Origin of the sequence: Dermacoccus abyssi, assembly GCF_003515945.1 — a bacterium.
In the GTDB taxonomy this organism is placed as follows: domain Bacteria; phylum Actinomycetota; class Actinomycetes; order Actinomycetales; family Dermatophilaceae; genus Dermacoccus; species Dermacoccus abyssi.
This window is the reverse complement of record NZ_QWLM01000021.1, coordinates 1-21,451: the sequence shown is the minus strand read 5'-3', so window position 1 is coordinate 21,451 and position 21,451 is coordinate 1. Positions and strand designations below refer to the sequence as shown.

Annotated in this window: 18 protein-coding genes and 1 pseudogene; 7 read left to right on the top strand and 12 right to left on the bottom strand. The window is 63.9% G+C overall.

Annotated elements, in window-relative coordinates:
* Positions 1–27 precede the first annotated feature (27 nt).
* The 7 genes from D1832_RS13635 to D1832_RS13605 all read right to left on the bottom strand — a co-directional run bounded on the left by D1832_RS13635 (position 28) and on the right by D1832_RS13605 (position 8,046).
* Complete coding sequence (locus D1832_RS13635) at positions 28–648, bottom strand: pyridoxal 5'-phosphate synthase (protein WP_118914817.1); 621 nt, start codon at positions 646–648, stop codon at positions 28–30.
* Positions 645–950, bottom strand: coding sequence for a hypothetical protein (locus D1832_RS13630; protein WP_118914815.1), 306 nt, complete (start codon positions 948–950; stop codon positions 645–647). Before D1832_RS13630 ends, D1832_RS13635 begins: the two co-directional genes overlap by 4 nt.
* Positions 947–2,842 carry an anthranilate synthase family protein gene (locus D1832_RS13625; protein ID WP_118914814.1) on the bottom strand — a complete coding sequence of 632 codons (1,896 nt, stop codon included), beginning with the start codon at positions 2,840–2,842 and terminating at the stop codon, positions 947–949. The genes D1832_RS13630 and D1832_RS13625 overlap by 4 nt, the downstream gene beginning before the upstream one ends.
* Positions 2,839–4,656: an isochorismatase family protein gene (locus D1832_RS16040; protein WP_182434799.1), complete on the bottom strand. Its 1,818-nt coding sequence runs from the start codon at positions 4,654–4,656 to the stop codon at positions 2,839–2,841. The genes D1832_RS13625 and D1832_RS16040 overlap by 4 nt, the downstream gene beginning before the upstream one ends.
* An 85-nt stretch (positions 4,657–4,741) precedes the next feature.
* Positions 4,742–5,410, bottom strand: coding sequence for a YybH family protein (locus D1832_RS15170; RefSeq protein ID WP_147362718.1), 669 nt, complete (start codon positions 5,408–5,410; stop codon positions 4,742–4,744).
* A gap of 283 nt (positions 5,411–5,693) precedes the next feature.
* Positions 5,694–6,539 carry a PhzF family phenazine biosynthesis protein gene (locus D1832_RS13610; protein ID WP_118914810.1) on the bottom strand — a complete coding sequence of 282 codons (846 nt, stop codon included), beginning with the start codon at positions 6,537–6,539 and terminating at the stop codon, positions 5,694–5,696.
* Between the two features lie 160 nt (positions 6,540–6,699).
* Positions 6,700–8,046 (bottom strand): replication-associated recombination protein A, encoded by a 1,347-nt coding sequence (locus D1832_RS13605; RefSeq protein ID WP_118914809.1) that lies wholly within the window; start codon positions 8,044–8,046, stop codon positions 6,700–6,702.
* Positions 8,047–8,180: 134 nt separating this feature from the next.
* Here D1832_RS13605 and D1832_RS13600 point away from each other — a divergent pair, with 134 nt between their 5' ends.
* Both D1832_RS13600 and D1832_RS13595 read left to right on the top strand, forming a co-directional pair.
* Positions 8,181–9,185 carry a methyltransferase gene (locus D1832_RS13600; RefSeq protein WP_118914866.1) on the top strand — a complete coding sequence of 335 codons (1,005 nt, stop codon included), beginning with the start codon at positions 8,181–8,183 and terminating at the stop codon, positions 9,183–9,185.
* 219 nt (positions 9,186–9,404) lie between these two features.
* Positions 9,405–9,884 (top strand): annotated as a pseudogene (locus D1832_RS13595) (integrase core domain-containing protein); the annotation flags it as partial.
* Here the strand turns inward: D1832_RS13595 and D1832_RS13590 are convergent.
* Positions 9,818–10,519 (bottom strand): AbiV family abortive infection protein, encoded by a 702-nt coding sequence (locus D1832_RS13590; RefSeq protein WP_118914807.1) that lies wholly within the window; start codon positions 10,517–10,519, stop codon positions 9,818–9,820. The pseudogene D1832_RS13595 and the gene D1832_RS13590 sit on opposite strands and share 67 nt — an antisense overlap.
* 115 nt (positions 10,520–10,634) lie before the next feature.
* Here D1832_RS13590 and D1832_RS13585 point away from each other — a divergent pair, with 115 nt between their 5' ends.
* Positions 10,635–11,672 carry a hypothetical protein gene (locus D1832_RS13585; protein ID WP_118914806.1) on the top strand — a complete coding sequence of 346 codons (1,038 nt, stop codon included), beginning with the start codon at positions 10,635–10,637 and terminating at the stop codon, positions 11,670–11,672.
* A gap of 49 nt (positions 11,673–11,721) precedes the next feature.
* On the top strand, positions 11,722–13,374 hold the full coding sequence (locus tag D1832_RS13580; RefSeq protein WP_118914804.1) for an N-6 DNA methylase: 1,653 nt from the start codon (positions 11,722–11,724) through the stop codon (positions 13,372–13,374).
* 1 nt (position 13,375) lies between these two features.
* On the opposite strand, the gene D1832_RS13575 is transcribed toward D1832_RS13580, so the two are convergent.
* Positions 13,376–15,025, bottom strand: a complete 1,650-nt coding sequence (locus D1832_RS13575; protein WP_118914802.1) for a DUF6119 family protein — start codon at positions 15,023–15,025, stop codon at positions 13,376–13,378.
* A 252-nt stretch (positions 15,026–15,277) separates the two neighbouring features.
* Here D1832_RS13575 and D1832_RS13570 point away from each other — a divergent pair, with 252 nt between their 5' ends.
* Positions 15,278–15,901: a recombinase family protein gene (locus D1832_RS13570; RefSeq protein ID WP_118914801.1), complete on the top strand. Its 624-nt coding sequence runs from the start codon at positions 15,278–15,280 to the stop codon at positions 15,899–15,901.
* 793 nt (positions 15,902–16,694) lie between these two features.
* Here the strand turns inward: D1832_RS13570 and D1832_RS13565 are convergent.
* The gene (locus tag D1832_RS13565) at positions 16,695–17,966 is read right to left on the bottom strand and encodes a Shedu immune nuclease family protein (protein WP_118914799.1); all 1,272 of its coding nucleotides are present in this window, start codon (positions 17,964–17,966) and stop codon (positions 16,695–16,697) included.
* Positions 17,967–18,412: 446 nt separating this feature from the next.
* Positions 18,413–18,727 carry an NIPSNAP family protein gene (locus D1832_RS13560; RefSeq protein WP_118914861.1) on the bottom strand — a complete coding sequence of 105 codons (315 nt, stop codon included), beginning with the start codon at positions 18,725–18,727 and terminating at the stop codon, positions 18,413–18,415.
* A gap of 380 nt (positions 18,728–19,107) precedes the next feature.
* On the opposite strand from D1832_RS13560, the gene D1832_RS13555 reads away from it, so the two are divergent.
* A complete protein-coding gene (locus D1832_RS13555; protein ID WP_118914797.1) occupies positions 19,108–19,512 on the top strand; it encodes a VOC family protein in 405 nt (134 codons plus the stop codon).
* Between the two features lie 562 nt (positions 19,513–20,074).
* Positions 20,075–20,944 carry an alpha/beta fold hydrolase gene (locus D1832_RS13545; protein ID WP_241511021.1) on the top strand — a complete coding sequence of 290 codons (870 nt, stop codon included), beginning with the start codon at positions 20,075–20,077 and terminating at the stop codon, positions 20,942–20,944.
* A 49-nt stretch (positions 20,945–20,993) separates the two neighbouring features.
* On the opposite strand, the gene D1832_RS15425 is transcribed toward D1832_RS13545, so the two are convergent.
* A partial coding sequence (locus D1832_RS15425; RefSeq protein ID WP_338067327.1) for a GNAT family N-acetyltransferase occupies positions 20,994–21,451 on the bottom strand: 458 nt, incomplete at its 5' end.

The following is a 21,451-nucleotide window of genomic DNA, read 5'->3' as shown; positions in this document are numbered from 1 at the left end:
TGGGGTGCTTGCCCCCGGTGTCTTGGGTCAGGGTTGAAGCCGGCGCGGTCGCCAACCTGTCGAGACGCGCTCGTACAGGAGCCGTTGATAGAGGCGGTCGGGATCACCTGACTGCCAGAACTCGATCGCGGCCGGTTGGAGCACGTAACCGATCCAAGTGCTGGGACGAGGCAGGTCCTCGCTGGTGTTCGCCAGTTCGCGGGCCCGGCTGCGAAGCGAGTCCTCGTCGTCCAGCGGGGCGCTCTGCTTCGACAGCACCGACATCGGTTGGAACATCGGAGGCCGGTTTGCCCAGAGTTCATCTGAGTCGCTGGTGGGCAAGACCTGGACCGGTCCGCTGACGATGACCTGGCGAGCGACTTCGCGCCAGTACAAGACGCACGAGGCCCAGCCCGTCTCGGCCAGTTCTCGCCCCTTGGGGCTTGTTGCGTGGCTGGCGAAGATGAGGCCTGCGGATCGGATCGCGATAAGCGAGACCGTCCTGTTTGATGCGTGGCCACGGGCGTCTGCGGTGGCCAGGGCCATGTGCTGGGGATCTCGGACACCGTCCGCACGCGCTTCGTCGAGCCAACGTTCGACCAGCTGCAGTGGCTCGTGCGGCGGGTCGGCGAACTCCCGCGGCGCCTGGCGCGACGAGTTCGCAGTCACGACAAGCCCTTCTCGCCGGGTCCCTCGACAATGAGCTCGACGTCTGCTGTGAAGCGCATTGTCGCGGGGCTTCCGATGAGTTGGGCGGCCCGGTTCGGCGGAGTGTCGGCCTGATCTGCGTAGTCGTCCCAGAGCATGACGGCCCCCCATCTGTCGGTTGTCGGGTCCGAGATCCAGATCTTCACGCGCAGGCCGCTGACCTTGCTCCACTCCGTGACGCCGTCGTGCTCAAGCTGACGACGAAGGGAGTCGATCGTCTGGCCGGTGTCAGCGAGGTCCCACCAAGAGATGGTTGCCTTCATGTGGTCCGTGCTCCTGATGTCGACCCGAGGATCTCGGACAGGGGGTGGAGGAGCTGGGTAAGGATGCGTTCGCTGTTCTGGGTGAGCACCGACTCAAGGTGGAATTGCACCGAGGCGAACGACGGCCCACGCATCGCGTGGACTTCTCCTGTGTCGGCGTCCCGTGACACCTGCACGGTGCCGGCTCGGGGGTGCTGCACCTGCCCGGACTCGGTCCGGGCGACGTAGGAGTTGTAGAAGCCGACGCGTTCCCGTCTGCCGAACAGGTCGATCTCGCGTTGTGTGCCTTGATTCGGTACGACCCGACGGATCAGTTCCAGGTCGAGGTGACGACACAACAGTTGATGGCTCAAGCAGACCGCAAGGAAGGGGGTCTTGTGAATCAGCAGGTGCTCGATGCTTGCTGAGAGCGACATCATTCTTGGGTCGTCGCGGCGCGGGTCGCCGGGGCCGGGGCCCATCACGACGAGATCGTGTTCAGTGGTCGTCAGGCTCACGTCGTGACCGATGACGTCTACGGACAACCCGATTGCGCGCAGTTGTTGGGCGAGCATGGAACTGAACGTGTCTTCGGCGTCGACCACCAGCGCGCGACGGCCAACCAGGGATGGCCGTGGTTGCGCACGTTGATCCGCGTGGCCAAACCAGAAGCCCGAGATGGACGAGTTGCGCCGGCGCAGCGCCTCTTTGACCTCTGGATGCTGGTCGAGGCGCTCGACCTCAGTCAATGCAGCAAGCAGACCGGCTGCCTTGGTATGGGTCTCGGCGATCTCGGCGAGCGGATCGGAATGACGTACGAGGGTTGCGCCGACACCTACTTCGACCTGGGCGTGTCCGTCGACGGCGCGGATGTCGGCGGTCCGGATGAGGATGGCGGAGTCCATGCAGCGGTTGCCATTCGCGTCACGGCTGATCAGTGCGGCGACACCGCCGTAGTATCGCCTCCCGCGCGCCTCGTAGCGCGCGATGACACGGCAGGCGTTCTCCAGAGGGCTGCCAGTCACCGTTGGCGCGAAGAGTGTCTCGCGCAGGATCTCCCGCGGATCGAGATCAGTACGGCCCTCGATGAAGTACTCCGTGTGCGCCAGGCGTGCCATCTGGCGCAAGAACGGACCGACGACCCTGCCACCCGCCGGGCAGATGCGGGACATCATCTTGAGCTCTTCGTCAAGAACCATGTAGAGCTCCTCGGTCTCCTTGCGGTCATTGAGGAACTGCATGACCTCAGAGAACGCTGGCCCGGTAGGCGGGTAGCGGTAGGTGCCGCTGATCGGATTCATGGTCGCGACGTTGTCCAACACGCTGACGTGCCGTTCGGGGGTGGCACCGACGAAGGTGCGGTCACCCGTGTGGATGAGGAACGTCCAGTAGGCACCGGTCTCGCGCGTAACGAGTCGGCGAAACAGAGTTAACGCCGTGCTGATCGAGTAGTCGGTAACGGTGGCGACGAACGAGCGCTTGATCACGAAGTTTGAGCCCTGGCCCGTTGCGATCTCGTTTGCGAGCACAGCGCGCACAACCTCGGCGTACTCATCGTCCGAGATGTCGAAGTGGCCTTCGGACAGGCTGATCGGGTCGTTCGGGAGCAATGCAAGCGCATCATCCAGGGCGACATCGTCTTGCTCCTGCACCAGCATCGCGAGTAGCGGCGAGTCGTCTTCAGTTGCTGTGAAGCCGCGCTCTGCAACCTGCTGATGGGGCACGAGGACAAGAGCTTGATGCCCGTCTTGCCCATCCAGCGGCAGGGGGACGTCGGCCAGCCGCTTCGGGGTGCAAGTCGTTCCGACCAGGACTTCCAGGCGATCGGGTCCAAGCGAGTCTGGACGGTGGAGTAGGGCGAACGGGCCGGGTTCGGAAGCGAGCACGCGGCTGAGCAGGGGGGAGCGGTTCATCGCAGAACCTCCTCGGTCGTGGTGACCATCGCTGCCCGAGCTGCGGCGTAGTCGATCGCCATCCGGTGGTGCTCGGCTGAGAAATCACCCAAGGCGTCAGCCACGAGAAACGGCTGGATGTCGTTGGTGAACGCGTCGACCGCCGTCATCAAGACGCCGACGTGGGCGTAGACGCCGCACAGGATCAACTGGTCGCGTCCCTGTTCACGCATTTGGGTGAGCAGGTCTGATCGGAAGAACGCGCTGTAGCGCCACTTGGTGAGGACCGTGTCGGTCGGAGCTGGCGATAGTTCGTCCACAATGAGCCGATCGGAGGGGTCGACTCGCATGCCCGGGCCCCAGAAGTCCTTCAGCAGCCCCCTCTGCTCCTCGGTCATGCCTCCCGGCTGGGCGGTGTAGGTCACGGGAAGACCAAGGTCCGCGCAACGTGTCCTCAGGCGGGCGCAGTTGCGCACTAGCGGGTCACGCACTTCGGCGGGGAATGGCGCCAGGAAGTAGCGCTGCATGTCGTGGATGAGGAGCACCGCTCGCTCTGGGTCAATTGTCCACGGCACGGTGTTGGTTGGAAGCGTCGCTTTGGTCGGCAACGGGTAGGCGGTGATTGGCGTGAGACCGGTCATGCTGCCCCCCCCAGTTTCGACTGCCTTTCGTGCGCGCCACGTGGACACGACCGAAACCGCCTGGAGTGCGTTGAGTCGCGGATCGCACAGCGTCGTGTATCGGTCTCCCACTCGCGCCATGGCAATAGTGGTGTCGGCGCACTCTGTGACGTCGTTCGGCGTGGTCTCCAAGTGCAGTCCCCCTGGTGTCCCTCCTGCTGCAATTACTGCTGCCTGGAACGCGGTCACCTCGGCGACGATGGTCTGAACCAGGCGTGTCTTGCGTCCGTCCGCAGTAGCCACGGTGTTCGCATGCATTGGGTCGCACAGCCAGATGGCCGGGTGGCCGGCCGCATGGACGGCCTTCACTAGCGCTGGCAGGCGATCGCCAACGACGTGGGCGCCAAGTCGGGCGATGAGGGTGAGGCGCCCGGGTCGACGTGAGGGATCGAGTCGTGCGCACAGCGCGAGGAGATCCTCGACGGTCATCCGCGGGCCGACCTTGCAAGCGACCGGATTGATGACGTTAGCGAGCAGGTGCACGTGAGCACTGTCGATGTGGCGAGTCCGTTCGCCGATCCATGGCCAGTGGGTTGATGCGAGAACGAGGCGGTTGCGGTCGTCTCGGCGCAACATCGGCACTTCGTAGTCAAGGAGCAAGGCTTCATGGCTGGTCCACAGGACTGGGTCGTTCGTGCGGCCAGGCCCGGCCTTCAGCTGTCGCATCACTTGACTGGCTGCCCGGTGGGCGCTCAGAAGCCGCTTTGGGTCTGGGCGGCGGGCATGCTGGTTGAACTCCGGACCATTCACGATGTGTCCCCGATAGGATGGGAGTTCGGTGTCGCCGACGCGTTCCGTTGCTGCTGACCGCGGCTTCGCGAACTGGCCAGCTATCCGGCCGACGCGTACCACTGGTCGGTCGCTGATCGCGGCGAGCACGTCGCCGAGCACGTCGACGAGCACGACCTTGCGGTCAACATCGTCAGGGCCGCACTCTGCGGGGTCTTCTGCGCAGTCGCCGGCCTGCAAGACGAGCTTCTCTCCGGCTGCGACCTCCGCGAGGTGGGCGAGGAGCCGACTTGGCGATCGGAGGTCGACCAGTGGAGGCATCGCTGCGAGTTCGTCACGAATACGCGTCACGAGTGACGGGTCTTCCCATCGCGGTTGTTGGCCGGCCACTGGCTGCTGCCGGTTGCTCTGAGATGTTGTAGGCACGCGTGTCCCCTTGATTCTGCGGCTACGTCGGGATGCGCAACCGTTGCCGCCGCGTATGCCAAAGCGGCAACGGTTGCGCGGCCGGTCAGTGGTGTCCGCTGCCAGCGATGCTGGACGGGCTCCCGTGCGGCGGGTACGGGTTGTCCTGGAGGTAGAGCCAGGTCCCGTCCGGCTGCTGCCGCACGATGTCGCAGAAGTTGCCCGTGAAGGTGGTGCGACCGCCCTTGCCGTCGTCCTGGGTCAAGGAGTAAGTCCCCATGATGCTTGCCGTACGGTTCAGCACGGTGCCGTCCGCCTGGCGCTGACCGCCCGAGACGAAGTTCTGCTGGGGGTTGACCGTGAGCACTGGGTTGGACTTGAACCAGTCGACGTAGAAGGTTCGGATGTTCGCTCGGCCCCTGATGACCTTGAGGTCCCAGTCGATGATCGCGGCTCTGGGTTCCTGAAGCGCAACGATCCCGTCGACGTCCTTGGCGACAATGCGCTCGCCGAGCAGCTTCAACAGTTGCTGGGGCGTCCTAGCTACTAACCGTCCCGCCGCGTCGGTGCGCGGCGCTGTAGCGGACGGCGTCTCAGTGGTCGCAGTCTCGCCGTGGACACCGTTCGCGCGGGGGTGATTGGCACTGGCCCGTTGGGTGGTGTTGGTGTTGGTGTTGGTGCTGGCGCTACCGTTGGAGGTGGCGACAGTGATAGTGGCGCCAACCACGGCCAAGCTGACGAACCCGATCTGCGCGGATCGCTTAAGTGAGGTCATTACGGCTCCTGGAAATCGACATGTTGACGCCAGGAGTAATTCGAGTCGACAGCATCAGCCCCCCTGGTCGTTTTACTACACAACCTAGGGTATGTCAGGGGATAGCGGATGTTAAGAGGGTCGCAAGAATTCACCTGCTATTGAATATGAAATGACTTTTCGAACTATGGGCGGCCTCCAGCGGTCAGTGCGCCCGTTGATTGAATATGGAAAAAATGGAGAAACTAACTATTTCTCCGAGGTGCTCACTTAAGTAGTTGCAGCAGTACTCCGGGTCGCGGCCCTACAGGTAGAGGGTTCCTCGCGCCACAACAATCGCCGCGCCGCCGACCTCGACATCGGTAATACGTTCGATCGTGCCGAGTGCGCGTGCTCGCATCGTGGATGGCCGTCCGATCTCAACGCCCTGAAGGATCTCGATCCACTCGCCGAAGTCGACCAGACCGTGGCGCGCCAGGTGGACCGCGAGGGAGCCTGCGGCCGAGCCGGTCGCGGCGTCCTCCACGACGCCGTAAGCCGGCGAGAACATGCGCAGTCGCCAGTGTGTTCCGGAGCCAGCGAAGCAGTTGGCGGCCATGTCTGGCATCCGAGCGAGTACGCGATGGTCGACCTCGATACTGGAGAGGACGTCGATGCTGGGGAGGCCGACGAAGACGTGTCGAGGTCCGTTTCGGTACGCCTCTACGGGCGGCGTGGAGCTGCTCAGCCCCAGGCATTCAAGGAGTTCGTCGGCACGGTCGTAGGGTCCCCACGTTGGTACGGGCTGCCACATCGTGGCTGACCTGACGTGCCCAGCTTCGTTGCGAGCGAGCTCGAAACGGACCGTTCCCATGGCAGTCTCCATGTCGAGGCGGTCACCCCGTCCCGTACGGCCCAGCACGATCGCCGCCCCGAGGGTGGGATGGCCAGCGAAGGGCAACTCGTTGACCGGAGTGAAGATGCGAACGCGGACGTCACCTCCGCCTCGTGGGGGGAGAACGAACACCGTCTCGGAGAGGTGCATCTCCTGTGCGATCTGCTGCATCCTCTCCGCCGACAACCCGACGGCGTCGAGGAAGACAGCTACCGGGTTTCCCTCCAGCGGTTCCTGAGTAAAGACGTCTGCGACCTCGTACTCGTACTCGTTCATCGGCTCCCCAACCGTTGGATGTCCCGTGCGGATGCACCTGCTCCACCTGGAGCGTGTGCTTGTAAGCCGTTGGCGGCTCTTGCAGTTATGTGCCCGAGCGTAGTGCGGCCACGTGGCGTGCTGACCGGAGCTTGTAGCGACCCACGCCCGATTTCCGCTGCTAGCTGCCCCGTACCAGCTTGCGCAGGTTGGTCAACCGACCCTGGAGTGCGCGCTCGGCTCCACGCCTGGTTGGGCGGTAGTAGTCCTTACCGATGAGCGGGTCTGGTGGGTACTGCTGCGCCAGGACGCCTTCCGCGGCTCGGTGGGGGTAACGGTAGCCAACGCCGTGGCCAAGCTCGCCCGCGCCGGCGTAGCGGCCCTGGCGCAAATGCTCGGGGACGACACCAACGCCGCCCGCGCGCACATCGGCCATGGCTTCGTCGATCGCGGCGACCATGGTGCTGGATTTTGGTGCCAGTGCCAGGTGAACGGTCGCCTGCGCTAGCGCAAGTCTTGCTTCTGGCATACCGACGAGCTGTACGACGTGTGCGGCGGCGACAGCGGCTTGCAGCGCGCTTGGGTCCGCGAGCCCGATGTCTTCACTTGCGTGCACGAGAAGTCTCCTGGCGACGAAACGTGGGTCCTCGCCTGCTACGAGCATCCGTGCGAGGTAGTGCAGGGCGGCGTCCGGGTCGGAGCCTCGGATTGACTTGATGTACGCGCTGGCGACGTCGTAGTGCTGGTCTCCCTGCCTGTCGTAGCGCACAGTGGATTCGGCGAGGGCGAGCTCGACCGTTGCCACGTCGATCTCCGCGTTGCCGCTGCTAGCGGCCGTGTTGGCGCTCGACTCGAGCCTCGTCAGAGCACTTCTGGCATCACCACCCGCTAGCCGGACGAGCGCAGCTTCAGCTGCCGCGGTGAGGGTGACCGTGCCGCCAAGTCCACGCTCGTCGCTTACTGCTCTGCGCAACAGGATGCCCACCTCCTCGTCGGCAAGCGGCTGGAGCTGGAGGACAAGCACCCGGGAGAGCAGCGGCGTGACCACGGAGAACGATGGGTTCTCAGTGGTGGCGGCCACGAGAAGCACGACCTGATCCTCGACCGCGTTCAGCAGAGCGTCCTGCTGCGTCTTCGAGAATCGGTGCACCTCATCGATGAACAGAGCCGTTTGCCGGCCCGCACCCTTCCGCCGACGGCGCGCTCCGTCGATGACGTCGCGTAACTCTTTCACGCCGCTGGTGAGTGCGGACAGAGGGACGAAGTGCCGACTCCCCGCTTGGGCGAGCAGGCGCGCTATCGTGGTCTTGCCCGTGCCCGGCGGGCCGTAGAGGAGCAGGGACGAGCCCGACTGGCCATCAACAATCTGTCTCAGCGGGGCTCCGGGACGCAGGAGGTGCCCTTGCCCAACAATCTCGTCAAGGCATCGAGGACGCATCCGAACTGCCAGCGGCCCAGACGCCTGCCCGTCATCTTCGCTGGAGGACTCACTCGTTGGTACAGCGAACAAGGCGTCGTCAGCAGTCATAGTGACATCTTCGTACACGCATGTGCCGTATTGCGTTCGCGCCATCGAAATCGCGGAACCGATTGTGCAGACGCGTTCATGGTGTCTACTTGAGTCCACACTAGTAGGGGAACCCTGGGAAGGGCAGGATGAGTATGACAGCGGACGCGCATGCAACCAGAAGTATGGTCGAGCTCATTACAGGCGGTTGGCGCGCGCAAGCCGTTTACACCGCGGCAAAGCTCGAATTGCCCGACCACATCGAAGACGGCCTGACAGATGCTGGATCACTCGCTGAGGCGACCGGGGCGAGCCAGGAAGGACTGCACCGCCTATTGCGCCTGCTTGTGGCGATCGGCGTTCTTGAGGGCAGCGAGTCAACCGGCTACCGGAACACTCCTATGAGCGCAACCCTTCGGCGTGGGACGCAGTCGCTGCGGGACATGGTCCTGCTGCACGGTGAAGAGTTCTACGCCGCCTGGGGGCAGGCGCATCACGCCATCACTACCGTTAGCTCCGGCTTCGAGGCCGCATATGGCGAGCCTTTCTATGCATATCTTGGTCAGCAGCCAGACACAGCCAAGCGGTTTCAGCACACCATGAACGCAGGGAACATGTTCTTCCATGCGGTCCCCGAAGCGGTGGACTTCGGAGACAAGCGGGTTGTCGACGTCGGCGGCGGGGGTGGGCACCTCCTCTCGTCTATTTTGAGCGCGTCCCAGGACGCCCAGGGCGTGCTCTTCGATCGCGAGCACATGATCCCCGAGGCCCGCGAGCACCTGTCAACGACTGTCGGACTCGACCGCGTTGAGCTCGTCGCCGGCGACATGTTCGACGCCGTCCCGGATGGCGGAGACGTGTACATCCTGTGTCGCGTTCTGGCCGGCTGGGATGACGACGCTGTCGTCCGGGTGTTCGAGAACTGCCGACGCGCCCTGGCCGACAGCTCCTCGCGGGTCCTGTTCATCGACCGTCTCGTCGCGGACGAAGGTGCATCCATGTTGCCGGCACTGTGGGACCTGCACCTCCTCATGACCAACGGTGGCCGCCACCGCTCCCGTGACCTGGTGGTCTCGCTGCTCGAACGGGCCGGCATGCGCGTCGACCGTGAGGTTGAACTCCCGATGGAGACGACGGGCCTCCTCGCAGCGCCCCGCTAACCAGCGCCGACAACGTCCAATGAGGGGCAGACCCGCCCCGGTGGGCCTGCCCCTCATGCGTCGGCCGGGCCGCTAATGGTTGCGTTCACCCACGCGCGCCGATATGCCTCGAGCGAGGTATTTGTCGGTACACATGTCTTGTCACCAACGCCGCGTGCGGGAAGGCCGAGATGAGTGTTCCGCATGCCCGTGTTGGGCGACGGCGGCGGCGCGAGCCGCACCGTCATTGACGACCACTCACGCGTCGCGTACACAGAGGTCCATGATGACGAGACGGCCGTCACCGCCGTCGCCGTCCTTCGCCGAGCGGTGCAGTGGTTCGCCGGCCATGGCGTCACCATCGAGCGGGTGCTGTCGGACAACGGTGGGGCGTACCGCTCGCACCTGTGGCGCGACACCTGCGATGCCCTGTCGATCACGCCGAAACGGACCCGCCCGTACCGCCCGCAGACCAATGGGAAGGTGGAGCGCTTCCACCGGACGATGGCCGACGGGTGGGCCTACGCCCGCTGCTACACCAGCGAGCAAGAACGCCGCGACGCGCTCGAGCCCTGGCTGGGGCACTACAACGAAGTACGGCCGCACACCGCGTGCGATAACCAACCGCCACTCACCAAACTCAGAGCGGCTGGCTACTCTTCGGCGGCTTCAACGCCCACGCCAGCCGGCTCCTCGGTGAAGAACTCGGGGTCGGAGTAGGGAAGGATCGTCCAGTGGAGATCCTCCGCCGAGTCGATCCGGCTAGGAACGGAGGCGTCTTGTTGGCGGGTGTGGTCCTGGATCAGGTGCATCTGAACTACCTTGGCCGCTCGACGCATCTGCTCCACGATCCCCCCGGCGGGTATGTCCAGCGGCGAGGAGATCCGGTCGGCTGCACAGTCGACGTAGAAGCCAGCCTGCTTGTCGAGGTTCCGCTGCCGCGCCAACCCATGGAACGTCTCCAAGTCCGGCAACTGGTAGTACTCGATCCGACGGTCTGGGTCCCAAAATCCACCCAAGCCTGACGCGAACTGCTCCGCCACCTGCAGCTTATCTGCGTGTGGTGCGCGGGTGGTACGTAGGGCGTCGGGAACCTGAACCAGGCCAGGTTCGCGAGGTTGCACTCCGTAGAGGCCCAAGGGTGCACTCCACTCCCACTCGGCGGCCTCGTAAAGCCAGCGTGCCTTCGCCACTTCCTCCATCGCGAGCACCAGGAGCGCCTGAGCCCGGCCGGCACTGCCCCGGTCCGCCAGGGCGTGGGCATCCTCCACAAGCGCCACCGCGTTCGCCATCAGGGACTTCCACCATCGGCGCGCGAAGTCTGCGCCGACCTCTTCAACCTGCGGCTCGCCCATGCAGCGAGTATCTCGCGTCACCGGCCGATCCTTGATCAACGTGTCCGGTCAGTACATCTAGTCGGTAGTGCACCTGGACCAGCGGGGCGTGCTTGGGTGCGCTTAACTTGGGCGCATGGGTGAGTCTTTGCGTGAACGCGGCTGGCGTCTGTTCGACCAGATCATCGAGTCAGCCCCTGGCAGGGGCACCAGCCCGTGGGCTCTGATTGAGGGGCGGGTGACCTTCGTCCCGGACTACGACACATTGTCGAAGCTGTTGGGTGTGCCCGTCTACTTGAACGCGACATCCCAGTCGGGGGTTCCAGCGTTAGCGCTGGATGTGTGGGTGTCGTACGAGATGCGCCGGGCTGGCTTCGACGCGGACAAGGTGTGGCCCCGGGCCTCAGAACCGCGCGTTTTCCCCTACGAGATACACGCGTTCGTGGAGAGCCTGCCCGCGCCGGTGAAGAAGCTGGTGCGCGAGCGGATCTCGGGTAGCAAGGTCGCTGGCGCGGCTAAGAGCGCGAACCTGCTGGGCAAGAACTACGTCAAGCAGGTCGATGTCGTGATGAGTTCTTGGGCGACAGGCCCGGAGCTGATGATCTCAACCAAACGAATGGATTCCTCCTTTGGGAAGAACGCCGCCAACCGGGTTGAGGAGTCCTACGGTGACGCGAAGAACCTGCGCCTACGCCACCCTCAGGCGGCGCTGGGGTTTGTGTACGCCCTTAACGCGATCGCGTTGAACGCAGAGCATGACAAGGCGATGTGGCTGATCGACCTGCTGCAAAAGCTCGGGCGGGAGGATGACGCGTACGACGCGGTCGCCCTGGTCATGCCCGACCTCGTCGGCGCCGATGAGCAGGCTGGCACTGAGGAACCCGATGCGGCTGGACCTTTGGATGCCGGAGCGATCCCGGACCCCGCCGATGACTCTGGCGCCGGGGCTGACCACGTAGGTGATGATGTTGAGCAGGTAGTGCCGGTCAGGTTGTCGACCGCTCAGGTGCCTGCGGCGCTTGATCCGGGTGCATTCTTCGCAGTGATGTGCTCGCGCGTGCTCGACAATTCCCCGATCAACTTCCACACCGCAGCGCGCGCCCGCCGTGCCGCCGCCGAACCGGGTGCGGCCCCACTAACTACCGCTGTGGACGCTGATGCGGGGTTGTTCTGATTCGAGCGCATGGGCGTGGTTGTCCCCGGTGGCTGTCAGAATGTGACGCATGAGTTACGCTGCCCGTGATCCGCTCGACACTGCTGAACGTCGCAAGGCTCGGGGCGCGTTCTTCACCCCCGCGCTGATTGCGTCATTCATCGCACAGTGGGCGATCCGCGACGCCAGTGATCGTGTGCTCGAGCCGTCCTCAGGGGACGCAGAATTCCTTGTACACGCGGTACGTACGCTGCATGGATTGGGCCACGAGCGTCCGCAGGTGTGGGGGGCGGAACTGCACGAGTGGAGCGCCTCGTATGGCGCGCAGCGCGTCGACGAAGCAGGTGGCATCGCGCACGTTGAGGTTGGGGACTTCTTCACCCAACGTCCGGGGGAATTGTTCGACGTGGTGATCGGCAACCCGCCCTACATTCGCTTCCAAGACTTCGCCGGCGAGCAACGCGCCCGCGCCCGCGCCGCGGCGCTGCAAGGCGGGGTAGCGCTGTCGGGGCTGGCCTCGGCATGGGCAGCGTTCACCATCCACTCCGCCATGCACCTCGCACAGGGTGGACGGCTGGGGTTCGTGCTCCCGGCTGAGCTGTTGTCCGCGAACTACGCAGCACCGGTGCGCCGCTTCCTCTTCGAGCGGTTCGCTTCAGTTGAGCTTGTCCTGTTCGAGCAGCGCGTGTTCGCAGAGGCAGAGACTGAAGCTGTGTTGTTGCTGGCTGACGGTTACCAACAAGGTTCGAGTACCTCGGCGAGCATCCGGCAAGTAACCAACGCGGACGGGCTGCAGCAGTTGCCACCAGCACTGGTCTGGTCTCCTGCCAACCCCGAGCACAAGTGGTCTGGCGCAACCGTCACCGCCGAAGCAACCACGACCCTGCTCGACGCGGTCTCACAGGGCCACTTCACCCCCCTGACGACGTGGGGCCACACCCGCCTGGGCATGGTCACCGGACGCAACACTTACTTCGCGATCCCCCCTGCTCAAGCCGCTGACCTCGGCCTCGCCCGCCGAGAGACATTGCCATTGTCTCCGCCCGGGTCGCGCCACCTCCGCGGTCTTGAACTCACCCCGCAGGCCTTGACTGCACTAGGACGTGAGGGCAAACGCACCCGATTGTTCCGACCCGGCGAGACCGGCATGTCCGCGCAGGCGCAGGCCTACATCGAAGCCGGCCGTACCCTCGGGGTGCATGAGGCGTATAAGTGCCGCACCCGACGCACCTGGTGGCAAGTACCTCTCATGCCGCCCGCAGATCTGCTGTTGACGTACATGAACGCTGACACCGTGCGCATGGTCACCAACACCGCCAGCGCGCACCACCTCAACAGCGTTCACGGCATCTATTTGCACGACGAACACCGGGCCCTCGGGCGCGAGCTGTTGCCCCTGGCAGCGCTGAACTCGTTGACGATGCTCAGCGCCGAACTCACCGGCCGCGCCTACGGCGGCGGTATCCTCAAAATGGAACCCGGTGAAGCCACCCGCTGGCTCGTACCCTCCCCCTCCAGCCTCACGACGGCGCATGAACAACTAAGGCTGGTGCGGCCAGCCGTCGCCAGCCACCTCAAGAGTGGCTCCCTGGATCAGGCGGTGCGACTCGTCGACGACACCCTTCTAAGAGACATGCTGGGCGTCTGCGGGGGCGCTATCGCGCAGGCGCGTGACGCGCGCGACAGCCTGCTTGAGAGGCGAACCGCGCGAAGTCGCAGCTAGGTCAGGCGGCGGGACCGGGGATTGACACGACGTACACCGGGACGCCGCGTTCCTCAAGCGACGTCGCTTGCCTGACCAAGTTGACTTTTGTGAAGGTGAAGAGATTCTCTGGGGTGACGTGCTTCCCAGCACCCCGATACATAGCCAGGACAACGCGTTTGGGCTTTGGTCCGACGTTGGATGCATCACCGCCCAAGGTTTTGATCTTCTCCTTCAGCTTTTTCCGAGCTTGAGCGTCACTGCACAGCGCATCGGCCGACACCAAGGCCTGAGCGAGAAGGTGGCTGGCGGCAGCGGACTTTTCCGTCTTCTTCACATGGATCAGAGTTCCGTCAGGGAGGTAGACGTCGCAGGCTTCGATCCCGCGACCGTGGAGGTCGGTCCTGATCAGCTTCTTGTCGAGACACACCCCTCCCAGTGCCGCTGCCAGCTCCTTGTTGTATGCATCCTCGTCGTGGTCGAACGCCCATGCTGGGAAGGTTAGATCTTCAACTTCACGGGCGAGCAAATCTTTCACCCGCTCGGTAATGTTGCGGGCATAGTCGTGGTGGATCTCGTACCAAGATCCGTCATAGAGCGCGTATGTCCGATCGTCGAGGTCTGTCTCGAACGCGAGCCATCGACGAAGGGGAATGTCTTGGCTGATGGCGTCTTTGCCCTCTGTGTCTCGACAGAGTCGGATCGTGGCCGATTCCACGCGGTCCAGCCGCTGTCCGCGAGGGACTCCCGCAAGGGCGGCTCGGATATCAGTCCAGTCGGGTTGCCCCGGTCGGACCTCTCTGCGTCGCCCGGGCCACAACCGGCGTGGCACCCATGAATCGGGAGTCCCGTTCTCGTCGACTCGCTCATGGGGCCAAGCGAGCCCGATATTCCCGGAGTCATCGTCGAGTGCCGCAGCCAGCTTTACATCGAGCTGCTTCTTGGTCTCGGGGTTCCGGACGGCCGCCAACTGCTCCAGTGACTTGAGAGATGGATGGGGTTCTTTAGCGAGTAATCGTTCGAGTGCATCCAGATCTGTGAGCACCTCTGCAGGGGTGTGACCGAGCGGGACGTTGAGGGCGTCAGCACCTCGAATCTGAAGCGGCTCCCCTGCGGACCTTGACAGCATCGGCAGCTTCGCGCTGGCTACGATCCTGCTGACCGCCTCACCGACGTCGCCCACGCCGAATCCAAGGAGGCCGTCACCTTGCGGGATAGTTGCTCGCGAGGTCCGCGAGCGTTCGTCCATTGTGGTGACGGTGAGCGAGCGGAGCTTGCTTGGGTCGGCGGTGCGGATGGCGATGCGTTGTCCGAAAAGGTTGTCCAACCGACCCTGCTCGAGCAATTGGAAACCCATCCCATAGCTCAGCGCGTACGCGACACCTTCCTGCGGAGCGCTCTCGCCCTCGGGTCGCACCAAGAGCACGCCGGCTGGCGTAATCCCGCCGATCTCGACTGCTTCGCCAGTGAGCGTGGTCACCGCGGCACACCAGTCCGAACGGTCCTTGGCCATGGCTCCCGCCACCAGATAGCCGGGACGATCACCGACCTCCACTTCGTGGGCCTCGAACCCATCCTGACCGAGGTACTTGTCGCGGATAGCGCTCTCGAACTCCTTCACGCCAATGAGTCGGTAGATCGTCGTGCGTCTGCCAGCCCTCTGCTTGGCCATATCTATCCCCTTGTTTTCGAGTTCCTACACGAGACGGAGCACCGGGCGCTGATCGGTTTCGTCAAGAAGATCCCCGCACGATCCGCGGTCTTTAACTCGCTGCGGCTGCAACGCTAGCAATATCGACAGGTGGTCATTGGCCAGCTCGGGTTTTGGGGTACACCCTATTTGCACAGTTGCTCCGCTCTGTGGCTCGCGTGCAAATAGGGTCCTCGGTGGCCTTATTGCTCATGTTGCGCGTAGGGTCTAGACATGTCGGGTCAAATCGTGGGGTACGCGCGCGTCTCGTCGACGTCGCAGAATCTAGCCAGGCAACTAGAGGCACTCGGGGTGGTCGACGAGCTGTTCACCGATCACCAATCCGGCAAGAGCCGAGCCGATCGCGCCGGCCTGGCGGATGCGTTGCGCTACGTGCGTCGCGGTGACACGTTGCGCGTCGCGTCGATGGATCGACTCGCGCGATCACTCATCGACCTCGAGCAGATCGTCTCCGACCTCACCGCACGCAAAGTGAGCGTCGAGTTCGTCAAAGAACGCCTCACCTTCACACCCGACGCTGCGGCCGACCCGTTCGCGACGTTCCAACGCCAACTCATCGGTGCCGTCGCCGAACTCGAGCGCTCCCTCATCCGCGAACGCCAACGCGAAGGCATCGACCTGGCCAAAGCGCGCGGCGCGTACAAGGGCCGCGCCCGCCGCCTCACCGACGAACAGATCGCCCACGTGCGCCAGGAAGCGGCAAACGGCGCCAACAAGGCCAAGCTTGCGGGCGAACTCGGCGTCTCACGTCGCCTCATCTACGACGTCATCGCCGGCAACGGTGCTTACGGTGACTTCAACACTGCCTCGGAGGTATCAGAACCCTCTGACACGTGACAGTTTCGGTACCCTTAACGATGAGCTCAGGCGTTGCCGTCAGTTGGGACATCCCCCAGCGGCATCAAAAACGACCGTTTTTGCTCACCCTGCGCAAGTGAGGGCTTCGGCACAGCCGGCCGTTTAGCCGCCTCACTTCAGTCCGAGCTTTGCCCAGGCCACTTCGGAGTCTTTAGCTCCGAGCCAGGTGACGGCGTAGGGAACCTCGTCAGGGCAACGCGTCACGATCGAGCCTAGGCGTAAACCAAGAAACGATCGCTGCCTGCGCTCCGAAGGGTGAGCGACTGCCACGAAAATTCCGCTCTCGAGCTCTCTGAGGAGGGGCCAGTCCGGACCGTAGTCCTCTTCGGGGGTTCAGTCGAGCCATCGGGCCATGCCATTAGAAAGAAGGGCCATGGGCGTCCGTTCCACCTTCGCGACGACCAGGCCCGCCTCTCGAACGTCCGGGCTGGTGAGGTCACATGGCCCCGACCTCGCAACCAAGGTAGGCGCACACGCGGCCATCCCGAGACAACGTGGCAACCCGATGGTGGTACCGGTTGAGGTCTGGGGTGTTGGATGCCGGATCGCTTGTCACAGACCCATTGTGCCGAGCGCCGCTAGCCGTCGCGTCCAATGGATGCGCGAGGTAGCTCAAACGAAGGGTTCTGCACCACCGGGGCGGGTCGGTAGCTCAACCCACGAGCCTTCACCGACAGCCTGAACACCACCAGCGGAGCGCTGACCGGTTGAATTCGCCATCGTTTAGACCACACGCCCGACCTTTGTCAGACACGCCCTAAGCAGGGCTCCATCAGAGGATGTCGTCGCCAGGATCCAGGGTCGCCGCATCGTCCTCGTTGTCAGCCTCCCCTGCCTGCTCCTCCGCTAGCTTCACGTGCCACTCAGCCCGAGCCAGCAGCTCGTCGAAGGAAATGACTTCAGGGTGGGCGAGGTTACGACGGAAGAGCTCAAAGCTGTGGACCTTGTCGTCGATCGGTCCGTTACTGCCGTGCAGCTGGTCAAGTCGACCAGCGACGAGGTAGGCGCGCGGCTGGGTGATGAAGGTTCCCGTACCCATGCGCGACCCGTCGTCCGCCGTGTCCTCCAAGTACTCGCCCAGGTCGCGTACGGCCATGCGGACCGTCTGCTGCACCTGGACCACGGCGCCGGCCAATTCCGCCGATGGTCCCCAGCAGGCCGAGCGGTAGTGCTGACCGGCCAGCAGGTCCGTGCGGTGATGCTTGATCTCGGCGAAGACCATCGACCGGACGATGCCGTTTGTGCGCAACAGCGCGTCGGTGCGCTTGCCAGCACCTTTGATGCTGGCGCCGCTGCTGACCTGCTCCAGCTTCGCAGGGCTCCACGACGTCAGCAGCTGACCGCCGAGACCGACGCCCAGGACCCATGGGTTCGCCTCAAGGAGTCGTTGCCACGCCTTCTCGGGGCCTCCAGCGTCCTGACTCTCTGCATCGAACGCTGCATCGTCATCCAGCCAGTTGCGCATTTTGTCCACCACGTCGCGTCTCCGCTGGAGCGCAATCACATCCTGAGCCGTCGCATCGGACCGAATGAGCTCTTTGAAACGCTCGGGGTCAGCTGCATACGCGCGCCCGAGAGCATCCGGGTCGGAGAAGACCTCGCGCAGCAGCTGGTCGTCCACCCGCACGCTCTCGTTTCCTTCGGGCGGGATTGCGTCGAGCGCTTTGACCAGATCGATGAGCCGGGTCGACTGGTCCCGGTCCAGGCGCAGCATCTGCTCCACCTTGTCGGAGTTGGGATCCGTCGGCACGCGTTGAAGAACGATCTGGCGCACGGCACCGGCGTGGCGCGCGACCTCCAGCCGAAGCTGCTTTCTGCCGCCCGGAGTAGTGCTCACTACGTACTCCGTCCATTCCCAGTTGTCGTCCGCATCGAGGTCCTCCCTCTCGTCGAAGACTTTGTATACGTAGCGAGCCGGGTAGCCGGCATCTCGACCGTGCTGAGCGATGAAGCTCCGGTACGCATAGACCCGGTCGGGCATCCGACCATTAGCCCAGACGACCTCGTTGCCCTGGTTCAGCTCCTCGAAGACGATCGGCACCATCCACCTCCTCCGGTCTTCCTGGTCACAGAATAGGAATCGGCCTGTGCAAGGACGAGAAGAATCGTCCGTCGGACCTCGGGTTGTTGGCTAGCCCCCCCGGGGCCGCACACACAGGGGAAGCCTTGGGAGAGCACTGTGGGGATCTCGCAGCAAGGTGGAGCTCCCCCACTCGCCGCCCCTTTCATGTTCCCGAGCGTCGGACCGCAGGTCTGCGAGACCGTAGTTCAAACGAAGGTTTTTGCTACACCGCTAGGGCTGCCTGCCGGTTCGATGATGACCCGCCTGATCTGAGCTCTCGACTGTGTGAGTAGGAATATCCCTGGATGCGCGGTGGTGAAAAGTGCGCATCTGAGGGGGTTCCCACTTGCGCGGGGTGGCGTACACCCATCTGTACGCGCTGACCTGCGGCGTTGTGGGTTGTGCCGAGCGTGCTGCCGGAGTCCCTTTCAGTGTCCCTGGGGTAGGAGCGGCCGCATAAAGGTGCGCTCGTACCGCAGGACGCACCCGGACTCGTCTCGAATCCGGTCAGCGGCGATGAAGTCCGGGTGGGTGCCGAACAAGGTGCGGTACTGCTCGTAGGCAGCCAGGCTGGGGAAGCTGAACAGGGCTTCCGCACGGTCACTCGCGCCTTCCGCGGGTAGGTAGTACCCGTGGTGGGTGCCGCCGTGTTCGTCGACAAGCCGCATCCAAGCACGGGCGAACTGTTCAAAGGCCGCGATCTGTTCGGGGTCGATGGTGTAGTGGACGACACAGGTGATCACATCCACAACGCTAGGCCCACAGGCGCCCATTGGGAAGCCTTTGTCTGTGCGCCTCGTGGTGCACCTGCGGCACACCTGTCGGACGGCTTCGATGATGATGATGCAGGCAAGAACGGCGTAGACCGTGGCCGCAAGGTAGTTCAGCGCGGCGCTAGCTCGCGGACTGCTAGTGAATCGCTCATGAAGTGCCCGCGAGAGCACCGATGGTGCCGTAGAGCACGAACTCGGTGCACACGTTGACTGTGCCGAGCAGGGCCATCTGCGCTGTCGCCAAGCTGCTGTAGCTCCAAAGACCGTTTGAGCTACACGACGCCGGGAGCCTTACCCCGTTCAGGCGGAGCCTCCTCGCTGCCCATGTCCTGCGATGACACAATGGACTCATGGGTAAATCGGGTTTCCCACGACTACTGCACCCCACCGTCGACGCCGTCAACGTACGAGACGTCGCAGTCTTCTACGGCGAACTGCTGGGCCTTAACTATGACGCCGACGTTGCCGACGGTGAGCCGCAGTGGGTCGAACTCGTCGACTCGACGGGAGCTGTCCGGCTGGCCGTGCAGCGTGTCGATTCCCTCACCCAGACCACCTGGCCTTCGCCAGACGTTCCGATGCAACTGCATCTTGAGTTCATCGTCGATTCTCGCGACGAGTTGTCGCGTCACGTCGAACGTGCGTGCGCTCTTGGGGCCATAGTGCTCATGGATCGTTCCGATGAAAGAGACGAACAGGTCTTCGTGCTGGCCGATCCCGCCGGCCACCCGTTCTGTCTGCTCTCTCGCGTCTAGCTGTACTGACCGGGGACGTTGATCGAGTCCCCTGCATGTGAGGCATCGAGGTTCCCAAGGAGCCCCTCCAGGACTGTCAGCTCGTCGGGGGTCAGGGCATGGAAGAAGGCATCACGCCCCTGTCGCAGGCCGGGCTGCAGTGGGTCGGTGCTCAGACGTATGGTCGAGGCCGTTGGACGGTCGGAGTGGTGAGCGCGGATCTCGAGCCTTGGCGTGTTGAACGACGCTATGCTTTGCACCGGCGGGTGCCGGCTGAGGATGTCTCACGTGTCATGGCTGATCTGGCCAACAAGGCCGAGTCGGGACGATTGCGGATCCCGCCTCGTAAGCGCCTGCGCAGGCAATGAAGCCGGGCGTGCCGCGTGACAATCCGGCGTAGCCAAAACGGTCGTATTTGCTACACCCCGGCTCGACGGGGTTCCGCGCGTACTTGAGCTACCGAATTGCGTAGCAAAACTACGTGCAGAACCTCGTGTAGCAGAACTGGGGGTCTGCCGACCCTTTGCGCACCTGATCAACGAGCCGTCAGGCGCCACACCTCACCGTGGGCGATGATCGACAGGTGGTCTTCTTTGATGGTTTCGACATGTCCACCGTCCTAGTGCGCGATGGAGTCCGGTTACGGGTGCGAACAGGGGGTGAGGGCCCCGCGGTTGTTCTACTGCACGGCCATCCTCGAACGCACACCACATGGCATCTCGTCGCGCCGCTATTGGCCGCCGCCGGGATGAGCGTGGTGTGCCCTGACCTTCGGGGCTATGGGCAGTCATCGACCCCCGAGCCTGACGCCGAGCACCACGTCTACAGCGACCGTGCGATGGCAGGCGACATCGCCAGTCTCATGCAACAGCTAGGGCATGAACGCTTCAGCGTCGTCGGCCACGACCGGGGCAGCTACGTCGCCTACCGCACGGCACTCGATCACCCCAGGCAGGTGGAGAAACTTGCCGTCCTCGACTGTGTCCCCATCGTGGAGGCGCTCGAGCGCGCGGATGCTCGCTTCGCCGAATTGTGGTGGCACTGGTTCTTCTTCGCCACCGAGCAAGCTGAACGTGTGATCACCGCAGACCCGATGGCCTGGTATCGCCCTGATGCTCGGCGCATGGGGCAAGAGAACTACGACAACATGGTCGCCGCTATCAATAGCCCCGCAACTGTGCGGGCCATGCTCGAGGACTACCGCGCCGGCCTGCACGTCGACCGCGGCCATGACGAAGCTGACCGTGACGCCGGCCGACGCATCGCGTGCCCCACCCTCGTCGCCTGGTCACGCGACGACGACATGGAAGACCTCTACGCAGACCCAGGTGCTATCTGGGAGTCCTGGTGTGAGCAGTCACCTCGAACGGCCGTGATCGAGTCGGGCCACCACATGGCTGAAGAGAACCCGCATCAGCTCGCATCGGTGTTGGGCTCGTTCCTGCTGGTGTAGCTCAAACGACCGTTTACGCACTATGTCGAGGAAATCGGGGTGAATGCGGTTAGCCGACGTGGCTGGTCTTCGGGTCGCAGTTCCAGATGGCAGCTGTCACCGAGGTGATGGGAATCAGGCCCGCTCGTTCCAAGATGGGGCGAGAATCTTCGCTGCAGTCGACCTGGATGTAGCGTTTCCCGCGCGCCTGCGCCGACCTGGCGCGTTGCCCGACCAAAGCACGGTAGAGGCCGCGACCGCGATGAGCACGATCGCAGGCGCCTCCCCACAAGCCAGCGAAATCAGTCCCGTCGACGAAGTCGACCCGGCCGGAACACGCGACGCTGCCCTCGGCGTCACGAGCCAGCCACATCTCGAACGACTCCGGCGCGTCACGACAACGCTCTATGAGCTCGTCCTCTTGCTCGCGGATTCGCTGCGGCGAGTCCCCGAAGACCTGGCCCGCCAGTCGCTCGGCCTGGCGTAGTGCCAGCTCAGTGACAGCGCGTTCAGTGGTGTAGCCGTCGG

Bases quoted from the DNA above. Each gene is read 5' to 3' on its own strand.
- D1832_RS13630 (WP_118914815.1), bottom strand. From the start codon at position 950: ATGAAGGCAACCATCTCTTGGTGGGACCTCGCTGACACCGGCCAGACG.
- D1832_RS13625 (WP_118914814.1), bottom strand. From the start codon at position 2,842: ATGAACCGCTCCCCCCTGCTCAGCCGCGTGCTCGCTTCCGAACCCGGC.
- D1832_RS15170 (WP_147362718.1), bottom strand. From the start codon at position 5,410: ATGACCTCACTTAAGCGATCCGCGCAGATCGGGTTCGTCAGCTTGGCC.
- D1832_RS13610 (WP_118914810.1), bottom strand. From the start codon at position 6,539: ATGAACGAGTACGAGTACGAGGTCGCAGACGTCTTTACTCAGGAACCG.
- D1832_RS13605 (WP_118914809.1), bottom strand. From the start codon at position 8,046: ATGACTGCTGACGACGCCTTGTTCGCTGTACCAACGAGTGAGTCCTCC.
- D1832_RS13600 (WP_118914866.1), top strand. From the start codon at position 8,181: ATGACAGCGGACGCGCATGCAACCAGAAGTATGGTCGAGCTCATTACA.
- D1832_RS13590 (WP_118914807.1), bottom strand. From the start codon at position 10,519: ATGGGCGAGCCGCAGGTTGAAGAGGTCGGCGCAGACTTCGCGCGCCGA.
- D1832_RS13585 (WP_118914806.1), top strand. From the start codon at position 10,635: ATGGGTGAGTCTTTGCGTGAACGCGGCTGGCGTCTGTTCGACCAGATC.
- D1832_RS13580 (WP_118914804.1), top strand. From the start codon at position 11,722: ATGAGTTACGCTGCCCGTGATCCGCTCGACACTGCTGAACGTCGCAAG.
- D1832_RS13575 (WP_118914802.1), bottom strand. From the start codon at position 15,025: ATGGCCAAGCAGAGGGCTGGCAGACGCACGACGATCTACCGACTCATT.
- D1832_RS13570 (WP_118914801.1), top strand. From the start codon at position 15,278: ATGTCGGGTCAAATCGTGGGGTACGCGCGCGTCTCGTCGACGTCGCAG.
- D1832_RS13565 (WP_118914799.1), bottom strand. From the start codon at position 17,966: ATGGTGCCGATCGTCTTCGAGGAGCTGAACCAGGGCAACGAGGTCGTC.
- D1832_RS13555 (WP_118914797.1), top strand. From the start codon at position 19,108: ATGGGTAAATCGGGTTTCCCACGACTACTGCACCCCACCGTCGACGCC.